Source organism: uncultured Aquimarina sp., assembly GCF_947500065.1.
Lineage (GTDB): Bacteria > Bacteroidota > Bacteroidia > Flavobacteriales > Flavobacteriaceae > Aquimarina.
The window spans coordinates 17315-28572 of record NZ_CANMQT010000011.1 but is presented as its reverse complement, the minus strand read 5'-3'; the positions used below and the strand labels follow the sequence as shown (position 1 = coordinate 28572).

Sequence of the window (11258 nt, the reverse complement as noted above, 5' to 3'; positions counted from 1 at the left end):
ATGTAAGGTGAAAACGAAAAAACAATATCAATCCAACTTCAAATCTTTTCTGGCCAGATAAAAGTCTACTTTTTCGCAAGATTCGTCCCGAATCCTGTCTTCCATTTCTGCTAAGGTTTTTGGTGGTGGAACAATTACTTTATCTCCTTTTCTCCAATTTAAAGGCAAAGCAACCTTATATTTATCCGAAATCTGTAACGCTTCCAGTGCTCTAAGGATTTCATCCATATTACGCCCCACATTTAATGGATAATACATGATAAGTCTAATTTTTTGATATGGATCTATAAAAAATACGGCTCTTACAGCTGCTGTTTCACTTTCATTGGGTTGTAGCATACCATATAATTTGGCTACCTTCATATCAATATCGGCTATGATTGGAAAATCTAAATATACTTTCGTTTTCTCCAATACATTATTTACCCAAGCCAAATGAGAATGAATACTGTCAATACTCAATCCAATGAGTTTCGTATTCAAATTTTCGAATTCTTTACTACGTTCCGCAAAACCACTTAATTCTGTAGTACATACAGGAGTAAAATCTGCAGGATGGGAAAACAATACTACCCACTTTCCTTCAGCAAATTCAGAAAACCTTAGTTTACCATGTGTAGTTACCGCTTCAAAATCCGGTGCATCATCTCCTATTCTTGGCATGATATTCATTTCTATGTCTGTTGTTTCCATGATTCTTTAATTTTTTTTAAAAGTTATACTAATTAGAAATAGATATTCCTTGTACACCCCTAAATTACTTTATGGTTATGTCAATTACAGTAACTCTTGTTACATAATAAACTTTCAGTAGTTCTTCTAACAAAAGCCTTCTAAAATTATCTTTTCGGTTGCTCTGGCGCAATGACAATTATCATCTTTTAAATTTGGTTTTGGCAGTATATTTATTTGGGCATTTACGATCTAAAAGTTATAAAAATGGAAACACTCAGCATCAAACAGCTTACAGAAGAAAATATTGCTGAAGAGCACATCTGTTGTGCAATTTCAGATAAAAAAAGTGCGGATGGTTACAATGCAAAAAAAGAATGGTTAAAAAAACAGTTTAAAGAGGGTTATGTATTCAAAAAACTAGATGTAAGAGGAAAAGTATTTATTGAATATTCACCCGCTGAAAAAGGATGGGTTCCGATTGATGCACCCAATTACATGCTTATCAATTGCTTCTGGGTTTCGGGTAAATACAAAAACCATGGACACGGTAAAGCTTTGTATCAGGAATGCGTGCAAGATGCTAAGGAAATGAATGGAATCGTAGTAGTGGTTGCAAATAAAAAACAACCTTTTATGTCTGAAAAGAAGTTCTTTCAGAAACAAGAGTTTGAATTGTGCGATACAGCAAAACCTTATTTTGAATTATGGTACAAACCATTCAAAAAGAATGCTCCAATACCAAAATTTAAAACCATTGCAAAAAATGGGGTATGTGATATCAAGGATGGATTAAGCGTTTATTACACAAATGCATGTCCATTCACAGAATATTACACACATGTAGAATTAAAAAGAGTTGCTGAAAGCAAAGGAATAAAACTTCAAATTACGAAGCTGGATACTCGTGAAAAAGCACAAAACCATTTCGTTCCTCATACCATTTATAGCATCTTTTATAATGGAAAATTTGTAACTCAGCATATTCTGAATGAAAAATATTTTGACCGTTTCATTACTCTTCAATAAAACACAAAATGAATAATGAAGAAATCATACAATGGCTTTTAGAAGGAGATGTATCTATACAATACCAAACCTATCGTGACGTGTTATCGACAGAACGTGAAGATCTAAGAAATAGAATACATCAAGAAGGTTGGGGAGCTCAATTTTTATCCAAACGAAATTCAAAAGGTCATTGGGGTAAAGCCTTCTATCAACCCAAATGGACCTCTTCGCATTACACTCTAATTGATCTCAGAAACCTATGCGTTTCGACCGATAATCAACTAATAAAAGAATCTATAGATAAAATCGCAAAAGAATGTAAAGCTGCTGATAGAGGGATATATCCGATGGCAAAAAAAAGTGATGGCTGTATCAATGGTATGTTTCTAAATTATGCCAGTTATTTTAAGACGGAAGAATATCATTTGAAATCTGTAATTGATTGCCAGTTACAAGAACTAATGCTTGATGGGGGTTTCAATTGTAGGTTAAATCGATCTGGCGCAAGACACAGTTCTCTGCATACTACACTTTCAGTTTTAGAAGGCTTTACCGAATATGAATATAATGGATATTCATATCGATTAGATGAAGTGAAGAAGGCCATACAATCATCCAAGGAGTTTATACTACTTCATCAATTGTATATTTCAGATAGGACGGGCGAAATCATTAATAAAGATTTTTTGAGATTGTCTTATCCCAGAAGATGGCGGTATGATATACTTAGTGCATTGGATTATTTTCAATATTCAAAAACTGAATGGGACGAAAGAATGCAACCTTCTGTTGATGCTCTATTGAATAAGCAAAATAAAAATGGTACCTGGAATGTACAAGCTAAACATCCTGGACAAACTCATTTTGACATGGAAAAAGCAGGACGACCCAGTCGTTGGAATACGTTGAGAGCCATAAGAGTATTGAATTACTACGAAATCCAATATTAAAATGTAAATGACATTCTAATTCTAAACAAATTTGATTGCAATTATACTTTAAAAATTTCTTTAAAAAGTTCCAAAAAAAAACACAATATGATCAAAATCATAGGTTTACACTTTTGATTTCATTTTCTTATCCAAAACTTACGTAATGGCTGTACCCCTTATTTTAATATCACTTTTTATTATAGCAATCTATATATTATTGTTGCCAATTGTGATATGTCTTGACACAAACACTAATGAATATTACATCCAATTAAAAGGTTTGGCAAAAGCTAGTATTGAAGAAGATAAAGAAGAAGTTATAAGAATAAAACTAAGGATGCTTTTCTTTAATTTTCATTTCTTTCCACTTAAAAAAGTAGGTTTAGGTAGAAAGAAAACAGTTAAGAAAAAAAGCACAAAGAAACCTAAGAATAGAATTAACATTCGAACTGGTTTACGACTACTGAATTCATTTAAGGTGAAAAAAATACTTTTGGATATAGATACTGGAGATTGTATTTACAATGCAAAATTATATCCGGTTTTCGCATTCTTAAAGTATTATACTAAAGGTAGTTTTAATATCAATTTTAATGGAAGAAATGAAATGGCCTTGTACATTCAAAACAGGCCTATTTATATAATTAAATCATTTATCAACTCTTAAAAAATAATATTATGGAATTACATTTTGAAGAATTATTAGGTAAAATTACAGATTTTATTAAATCTGAAGCAAAAACAGAAACTGTTGTTGGAGAACAATTTGAACTAGGAGAGTTCAAATGTGTGCCAGTAATAAAAGTAGGTATGGGATTTGGTTCTGGTGCCGGTGAAGGCGGACAAGCAAAAGGAAGCAAAGCACAAGGCGGTGGCGGTGGAGCTGGTATCGGAATAGAACCTATTGGTTTTTTAGTGAGTAAGGGAGAAGAAATTTCTTTCCTTGAAGCCGGAAAAACCCATGGACTAGCCGCAGCTTTTGAGAAAGTACCTGACCTTATCGAAAAGGTAATAGAAAGTAGAAATAAGGAAAAAGAAACTGTGTAAGGTTTTAATTAAATAGAAGGACAACGTATTTTTGATTACTTCTCAGAGAAATAATACTGAGTAGACTTATGATAAATCTACCCAGTATTATTTTTAAATCAAATAGCTCTTATTAGAACAATAGTAACATCGCTAGGCATTCATCCCTCCATCAATAACCTGCATTGTTCCCGTAATATATTTACTTTCATCAGAGGCCAGAAATAAAACCAGGTTAGCAATTTCATCAGCTTCTGCATAACGTCCAAAGGGAATATCTGCTTCAAAGCTTTTTTGTACCTCCTCTGGATTATCAGGAGCAATATCTTTTTCGATAGCTCTCATCATTCGAGTATTCACTGGTCCTGGATGTATCGTATTAACTCTGACTTTTCGATCTGCATTTTCTAATGCAGCAACTTTCATAACCCCAATAACACCGTGTTTACTGGCAACATATGCGCCTAATCCTTTAAATCCTTTTAGACCGGCTACAGAGGATGTAATAATGACACTACCTCCTTCTGTCATTTTAGGAATTACGTATTGGCATCCAAGAAACACACCTTTTAGATTTACTCCTATCACCTGATCAAAAATATCCTCTGTATATTCTGCAATGGATCTAGATGTACCTTCAATTCCTGCATTGTTAAAAAAGATATCAATTTCACCAAATCTTAGCAGTGTTTCTGATACATAGAATTTAGTATCATCAGATTTAGAAACATCCGCCACGCAATAATCTACATTTGTATTACGAAACTCTTCTACTACTTTTTTTAATTTACTTTCGGTTCTTCCCACCAACATTACTTTTGCTTCGTTTTCCAAAAAAAGTTTAGCTGTCGCTTTTCCTATTCCACCAGAACCACCAGTAATTATGGCTACTTTGTTTTTTAGATTATTCATTTTAGTATGGCTATATATTAATCAGAAGTACTCATCGGTTTCAATTTCCAACCATTACTTTTAGTCTTTACAGCAGCAAGACCAGGAGATACAAGATATGATTCAATGACAGGGCGCCATTTCATTTTTTCTTTAGTCAAAACAAGATGTTCCGGGCCCTGTAAATGCATTTTTATATTGCCCAAAGGGTCTATAACCACCTCGTCATAACTATAAGAAACTACTTTTTTATGCAATAGGTCATTTTTCCCTAATTCTTCTTTGGAAACCTTTAATACGATGGCATATCCTTTCTCAAAAGGAGTAGCATTTATATATTCTGGTTCAATAATGGTTTTCCCAGTTTTATCGATATATCCATAATAATAGATACCATTGATCATTTGTTTAATCAGACATCGTCCTTCATAAAAAGCCGGATAAGATATAGGTTCTTTATATAAATTCTTCTTTTTTGATTTTGGATCAACATCTGTAGACCAAACTAAGTCATCTCTATAACCTATTACGATTTCTCCATTGGTATTTATAAAAGCCCAGGTATTACCTTTTCTTACCGCTGCAAATTCTTCATGAAAAGGTGTGATCTTGTCAATATTTTCTATTATCTGTCCAACACTTAAATTAGGGAAGACAATAAGACATACAAATAAAATAAATACATTTTTCATTGTTTACTTATTTAGGTTTATCCTCTAAATGTATCACCAATTACAATGGTATAAAATGAGAATTATCATATACAAATCCGTTATCATTATTACTGATAAAATACTTTATCTATGATAATTATCATTTCAAAAAGGCTTCAAACACCATATATTAACTTCAACAACTAACAACTGTTAGTTAGGTATGCGTAACACAAAAAATATAACATTATGAAAAAATTAATTTTGGGTCTATTTGTTATCGGGCTGACCATTCCTTCTTTTGCACAAAAAGTAGAAAAACTTGAAGAAGTTATAGTAATTGCAACGAACTACAAATACCTTAACGAAGTAAATGAAGAAGCAGCTGATGTTCCTATAAAATTACTTGAGAAAAAGGTAGCTACTTATGACCTTAAAGGTTCAGATTTTTATCGGGATGAATACGATCTTTATTATGTATCATTTCACATCCCTGAAGGAAAAATTCTTGCTGCATATGACAAAGACGGAAATGTACTAAGAACCATTGAAAAATTTAAGGGTACTAATCTACCTCCAGCAGTTTATGCTGCCGTAACGGAAAGATTTCCTGGATGGGCAATTACCAAAGATGTATATTTAGTTAATTACCACAATAAAAAAGGGACAACTAAAAAATATAAACTAAGATTAGAAAATGGTGATAAAACAATGAGGGTAAAAACCGATGAGGATGGTAAATTCTTATAAACCCTATTAAAAAGAAGAACCAAAAGAGGAATTGTTTTACAACAGTTCCTCTTTTTATAAAATTTCAAAATATTCATAAAACAAAGGAATCCCCTCTTCTGTAGAAATGTCCAAAACCTCAGCAAACTTTGGACCTTCAGCACACCATTCTAAAAATGCTTTGAGCTGATTTTCATCTCCTTCTGCTTCAATATAAACACTACCATCTGATCGATTTTTTACAGTTCCTTTGATATTTAATTCTAGTGCTTTTTCTAAAGTACTTTTTCGATACCAGACTCCTTGAACTTTTCCTTTTATCGAAATCTTATAGTGTTTAATCATAAAAAAATATTTATAGTTATTTTGTTCAGTCCTGGATTTTGATTTTCAACAACATATAGCAGGTTTAAAGTTAGAAAAAACAATTAAACATTCATTGAATTGATAAAAATCAGTTATTAAAAAATAAGCTTTTTGTAAATTGTTTTTTTTCTAAAAATATTCAAATGATTTGATTTTTTTTTTTAACTTAGGAAGTAATTCGATTCTTACCCCTAAATTCTAAATTAACCTGCTTCATGGCATTGCAGACGCGCATAAAATCATGTAGGTAAATTCATTAGTTAATAACATTCTCTATATCGCTAACACTAATAATACAAAATGAAATATTCTGTTGTTATTGTAGAAAACCATATTTTACTTTCTCAGGCTCTAGCAGAATTGGTCAATGGATTTCCCAAGTTCAAGGTATTGTATTTATGTAAAAACGGAGAAGAGCTTATTTTAAAGCTTAAGTGTGATAAAAATATTCCTGATATCGTACTTATGGATATTAATTTACCCAGAATGAATGGAATTGAGATGACATCGTTTCTCAAAAAAGAATATCCACAGGTCAATGTCCTAGCTTTATCTACAGAAGGAAACACAAAAAAGATTCTTAACGTATTACGGGCTGGAGCTAAGGGATATTTACCAAAAGATACTGAAAAGAGAATTTTAGAAAAAGCGCTTATCGAAGTACAAGAAACAGGATTCTACCATACCAGAAATGTCAGTAACTTATTACTTGAATCTTTATACGCTAAGGAGAAAAACAGCAAAGTGCTTAAAGAACGTGAAATCGAATTCGTTAAACAGGCCTGTACTGAAAAAACCTATAAAGAGATTGCAAGCGATATGTGTCTGAGTCCAAAAACAATTGAAGGGTATCGAGATGCTGTATTCGAAAAATTAAATCTTAAAAACAGAACGGCTATGGTAATCTACGCCATTAGGAATGACATATTTACTCCATAATTAAATATAGATTTCTAATTTGGTTAAGAAACTATACATTAAAACTCATACAGAAAGAAGTTGTCCATTAGAAGAAAACATTATTAAAAATCATATCCTTAAGATTTTTGGGAAGCTCATCTCGAATGTCTTGCATCTCTCCTGGCGAAATATATTTTCTCAACACAAAAAATGTGGTATTGATATAGTGTTCCGCAATTTCATTGGATTCAAAATCATACACAGATGTTACTCCATCAAAAGACCTCACTAAATCAATAAATTCTTCCATATGCTTCACACGAGTCTTTTTTCTCTTAATAGACCATCCATTTACATAAACAGCTTTCAGAAACATTGGCAATTGTGCCATTAACTGTATGGATTCTTCTATAGAGATAATTTCTCTTAATCCGTGTAACACAGCTGATAAAATTCGTCCTGCTCTATCTTGATCATCGATCAAGTCCATTTCTTTAGCATAATCTTTTAAAAAAGTATTAGCTTCTACTGCGAATCGATTAAAATTAAGTGCCATAATGAATCATTTTATTTCTATATCTATTTAAATAATTGATACTTAAATCTATAGCCTTATCTTAAATATTAATATGACAATTATCATATTAATTCCTCGGAACATCATCTAATTTTGGTTTTGTAAAAACACGTAATCATGAAAAAAATCCTTGTACCAGTAGATTTTTCAGAGTATTCAGAATATGCATTAGAGATTGCCTCAGAAATTGCCAAGAAACAAAATGCGGAAATCATCGTATTACACATGCTTGGTTTATCAGAAGCTATTCTTACCAAAGATGAAGCGCAAGAAGCAGCAGAGGCTATTTACTATTTAAAACTAGCTGAGAAAAGATTTACTACATTCTTAGATAAAGATTATCTAAAGGGCATTAAAGTGACAGAAACCGTACAGAATTATAAGATATTTAGCGAAATAAATGAAGTCGCAATAGAAAATGAAGTAGACCTCATTGTTATGGGCTCTCACGGCAGTAGTGGATTGAGTGAAGTATTTGTCGGTTCTAATACTGAAAAAGTAGTTCGTACTTCTGATATCCCAGTTTTAGTTATCAAAAATCAGATTGACAAATTCAATATAAAAGAAGTAGTGTTTGCCTGCGATTTTAAAATGGAAAACATCCGCGCTTATCATAGTGCTAATAGATTATTCAATTTATTTAATGCCAATGTACATCTGGTATATGTAAATCTACCAGGTGATCGATTTAGGAGTTCCAATCAAATCGAAGAACGAGTAAAAGAATTTCTTTTCAAAGCAGATTCAGGCAGTTTGGAAAATTTTGATAAAGTCGTGGTTCAAGATGATTATTCTGTAGAGAGTGGTATTTTTAACTATTGCCAAAAAATAAATGCAGACGTTATCGCAATACCTACTCATGGCAGAAGAGGGTTATCACACTTTTTTAATGGAAGTATTGGAGAGGATATTGCTAATCACGCAAATAAACCAGTAATTACATTTAAAATCTAAGTTTTTAATTAATTACAAAATTGAGTTCATACGAAGTCATCTGAAAAGTAATTTTTGGATGACTTATTTTTTGTAACGATCTTACCTTAACAAATTAGACCTGTCAGGTTTTAAAAACCTAACAGGTCTTTTATTATAGGCTACACTTTATTTTACAAGGTTCCCAACGCTATTTCTATCATTTTACTAAAAGTAGTTTCTCTTTCTTGAGAAGTAGTTTTTTCGCCAGTAACTAGAGAGTCCGAAATTGTTAAAATCGCCAATGCCTTTACATTGAATTTTGCAGCGATAGTGTATAATCCTGCTGCTTCCATTTCCACGCAAAGTACTCCAAATTTTGCCCATTTTTTATAGGAATCAAAATCATCTTCATAAAATTCATCTGCAGATAAAACGTTTCCAGCCTTTATAGGAATATTATGTTCCCGAGCATATAAAGCAGCTTTCATAAACAATTCAAAATCCGCTGTAGGAGAATAATCAGAGTTGATAAATCTAGAGTTATTAATTCCCGAAGTAGAAGATGCTGCCATAGCAATCACAATATCTCTCAGTTTAACATCTTTCTGATAAGATCCAGAAGAACCTACTCTAATTAAGTTTTTTGCTCCAAAATCATTGATCAATTCATGACAATAAATTAATGAAGACGGAATACCCATTCCTGTTCCTTGTACAGAAACTCTCTTACCATGATAACTACCAGTATACCCCAGCATTCCGCGAACCTTATTATAGCATATCGGATCATCTAAAAATGTTTCTGCAATCCACTTTGCTCTCAAAGGATCTCCTGGTAATAAAACAGTTTCTGCTATCTCACCTTTCTTTGCTGCGATATGTGTACTCATATATTATTATTTTGAAGTTACTAAGGCCACTCCAGAAGAGGTTCCAAGTCGGGAGACGCCCATATTAATATATTGTTCGGCAGTCTCAATATCCCTAATCCCACCAGACGCTTTTATTCGTATATTATCTTTGGCTATAGCTTTCATTAACTTAATATCTTCTACAGTCGCTCCTCCATCTCCGAAACCTGTAGATGTTTTTATAAAATCTGCTCCTGCATCAATAGATAGTTGACAAGCAATTTTCTTTTCTTCATTAGTTAGATAACAGTTTTCAAAAATGACTTTTAATACATGATCGCCAATAGCCCTTTTAATCTCAGTAATTTCATCCTGAACAATTTTGTGATAACCAGACTTAAGCAATCCAATATTGAGAACCATATCTATTTCATTTGCTCCGTCTTCAATACATTGTTTTGCTTCAAATACTTTAGCCTTGATGGTCATTGCTCCTAAAGGGAAACCCACTACAGCTGCAATTTTTACATCAGTTTTCATTAGCTCACTACAAGCCAGACCAACATAAGCTCCGTTCACGCAAACCGAATAAAAATTATATTGTTTGGCCTCTTTACATAACTTTTTTATATCTTCTACAGTGGCTGTTGCTTTTAGAATAGTGTGATCAATATATTTATTAAGTTCCATAACTATTTGTGAGAATTTATGACTCCTACGATATCATTTTTCTGCAAAACCCCAGATTGTCTCCAGAGCTGCTTTCCTTCTTTAAAGAGCAACATGGTTGGCACTCCTTTTACTTGATATTTAGCCGCCAAGGGTTGATTTTTATCAACATCAATTTTTACAATCTTTATAGTAGAACCTAACTCATCTTTTACTTCTTTTAGGATTGGCGCTAATACTTTGCAAGGGCCACACCAATCTGCATAAAAATCTACCAGTACTGGTGTTTCCGAGTCAATAATATTGTTAAAACTATCTTTCATCTGTTTATAATTTATTGTTTTTTAAGAGTCACACTTCGACTCAGCTCAGTGCAAGGATGGAATCGCCAATTAATCATATCAATGGGTATAATCCAGATATTTATGGCTTATTTCATTTTTGGTTTCTATTTATAAGCTGAAAATACTCTTTTTTTGTAAAAACATATTCATAGAATTTAAAAGAATATAAGATCCATCCAAAAGCCATTATAAATATGCCTCGCTGATATAATCCTCTATAATCAGAATGAATAACCATTAAATAGGATAATATCAAAGCAATGACTCCAACCGATATGGCTAATAATTTTTGATTCTTCCATCGAGTAATAAAACTAAGAACAAGGCAGTAAGTACAAAATGAAATTCCTGTTATTGTTGAAGAAACCGAATGCATTTCATTCTGAAACGAATCGTAAACTACTCCACGATCGATAGGAGCGTGCATAAATATCCCTGTTAATACGAAAGAAAGGCAAAAAACCAAAAGCACGAATATTTGAACATGATGCTTTCCTATAACTTTGAAACCATTTATAAAAGTTACAAAACCCAATAGGATAAAAACAAAATTCATTATCCAATTATTAGGTGTGTTTTGAGCTCCTAATTCACTTAGTGTATTTTCGGATATCAAATATTCTGGATCCGAAAAAAAAGGTAATATGAATCCTGTTACTATCATCATGATGTATACTACCAAAAAAAGAACATAACTGTTTGCTAAAATTTTAGTATGCATG

Annotated in this window: 16 protein-coding genes; 7 read left to right on the top strand and 9 right to left on the bottom strand. The window is 32.3% G+C overall.

The window, feature by feature from the left end; translation table 11 throughout:
- Positions 1–27: 27 nt before the first annotated feature.
- The gene (locus tag Q0975_RS23200) at positions 28–693 is read right to left on the bottom strand and encodes a peroxiredoxin (protein ID WP_299441418.1); all 666 of its coding nucleotides are present in this window, start codon (positions 691–693) and stop codon (positions 28–30) included.
- Positions 694–939: 246 nt separating this feature from the next.
- On the opposite strand from Q0975_RS23200, the gene Q0975_RS23195 reads away from it, so the two are divergent.
- From Q0975_RS23195 to Q0975_RS23180, 4 genes are all read left to right on the top strand, one after another.
- Entirely contained in the window at positions 940–1701 is a 762-nt protein-coding gene (locus tag Q0975_RS23195; protein WP_299441415.1) for an N-acetyltransferase, read from the top strand.
- 8 nt (positions 1702–1709) lie between these two features.
- Entirely contained in the window at positions 1710–2633 is a 924-nt protein-coding gene (locus Q0975_RS23190) for a hypothetical protein (protein WP_299441412.1), read from the top strand.
- A 145-nt stretch (positions 2634–2778) separates the two neighbouring features.
- Entirely contained in the window at positions 2779–3282 is a 504-nt protein-coding gene (locus tag Q0975_RS23185) for a hypothetical protein (RefSeq protein WP_299441408.1), read from the top strand.
- 11 nt (positions 3283–3293) lie between these two features.
- Positions 3294–3662, top strand: coding sequence for a spore germination protein GerW family protein (locus Q0975_RS23180; protein ID WP_299441405.1), 369 nt, complete (start codon positions 3294–3296; stop codon positions 3660–3662).
- Positions 3663–3794: 132 nt separating this feature from the next.
- Here Q0975_RS23180 and Q0975_RS23175 read toward each other — a convergent pair whose 3' ends face one another.
- Both Q0975_RS23175 and Q0975_RS23170 read right to left on the bottom strand, forming a co-directional pair.
- Positions 3795–4553, bottom strand: coding sequence for an SDR family oxidoreductase (locus tag Q0975_RS23175; protein WP_299441402.1), 759 nt, complete (start codon positions 4551–4553; stop codon positions 3795–3797).
- Between the two features lie 17 nt (positions 4554–4570).
- Positions 4571–5224, bottom strand: coding sequence for a WG repeat-containing protein (locus Q0975_RS23170; RefSeq protein WP_299441399.1), 654 nt, complete (start codon positions 5222–5224; stop codon positions 4571–4573).
- Between the two features lie 210 nt (positions 5225–5434).
- Between Q0975_RS23170 and Q0975_RS23165 the strand changes: the two genes are divergently transcribed.
- Positions 5435–5935: a nicotinate-nucleotide adenylyltransferase gene (locus Q0975_RS23165; RefSeq protein WP_299441396.1), complete on the top strand. Its 501-nt coding sequence runs from the start codon at positions 5435–5437 to the stop codon at positions 5933–5935.
- 54 nt (positions 5936–5989) lie between these two features.
- On the opposite strand, the gene Q0975_RS23160 is transcribed toward Q0975_RS23165, so the two are convergent.
- Positions 5990–6259 (bottom strand): acylphosphatase, encoded by a 270-nt coding sequence (locus Q0975_RS23160; protein ID WP_299441393.1) that lies wholly within the window; start codon positions 6257–6259, stop codon positions 5990–5992.
- Positions 6260–6580: 321 nt separating this feature from the next.
- On the opposite strand from Q0975_RS23160, the gene Q0975_RS23155 reads away from it, so the two are divergent.
- Positions 6581–7219, top strand: coding sequence for a response regulator transcription factor (locus tag Q0975_RS23155; protein WP_299441390.1), 639 nt, complete (start codon positions 6581–6583; stop codon positions 7217–7219).
- A gap of 67 nt (positions 7220–7286) precedes the next feature.
- Here the strand turns inward: Q0975_RS23155 and Q0975_RS23150 are convergent, their stop codons facing one another.
- The gene (locus Q0975_RS23150; RefSeq protein WP_299441387.1) at positions 7287–7736 is read right to left on the bottom strand and encodes a DUF2267 domain-containing protein; all 450 of its coding nucleotides are present in this window, start codon (positions 7734–7736) and stop codon (positions 7287–7289) included.
- A gap of 138 nt (positions 7737–7874) precedes the next feature.
- On the opposite strand from Q0975_RS23150, the gene Q0975_RS23145 reads away from it, so the two are divergent.
- A complete protein-coding gene (locus Q0975_RS23145) occupies positions 7875–8711 on the top strand; it encodes a universal stress protein (protein WP_299441384.1) in 837 nt (278 codons plus the stop codon).
- 152 nt (positions 8712–8863) lie between these two features.
- Here Q0975_RS23145 and deoD read toward each other — a convergent pair whose 3' ends face one another.
- The 4 genes from deoD to Q0975_RS23125 form a co-directional block, all read right to left on the bottom strand.
- Complete coding sequence (deoD, locus tag Q0975_RS23140; RefSeq protein WP_299441381.1) at positions 8864–9562, bottom strand: purine-nucleoside phosphorylase; 699 nt, start codon at positions 9560–9562, stop codon at positions 8864–8866.
- A gap of 6 nt (positions 9563–9568) precedes the next feature.
- Entirely contained in the window at positions 9569–10213 is a 645-nt protein-coding gene (gene deoC, locus Q0975_RS23135; RefSeq protein ID WP_299441378.1) for a deoxyribose-phosphate aldolase, read from the bottom strand.
- 2 nt (positions 10214–10215) lie between these two features.
- Positions 10216–10515 carry a thioredoxin gene (gene trxA, locus Q0975_RS23130; RefSeq protein WP_299441375.1) on the bottom strand — a complete coding sequence of 100 codons (300 nt, stop codon included), beginning with the start codon at positions 10513–10515 and terminating at the stop codon, positions 10216–10218.
- Between the two features lie 112 nt (positions 10516–10627).
- The gene (locus Q0975_RS23125; RefSeq protein WP_299441372.1) at positions 10628–11257 is read right to left on the bottom strand and encodes a DUF998 domain-containing protein; all 630 of its coding nucleotides are present in this window, start codon (positions 11255–11257) and stop codon (positions 10628–10630) included.
- Position 11258: the final 1 nt, after the last annotated feature.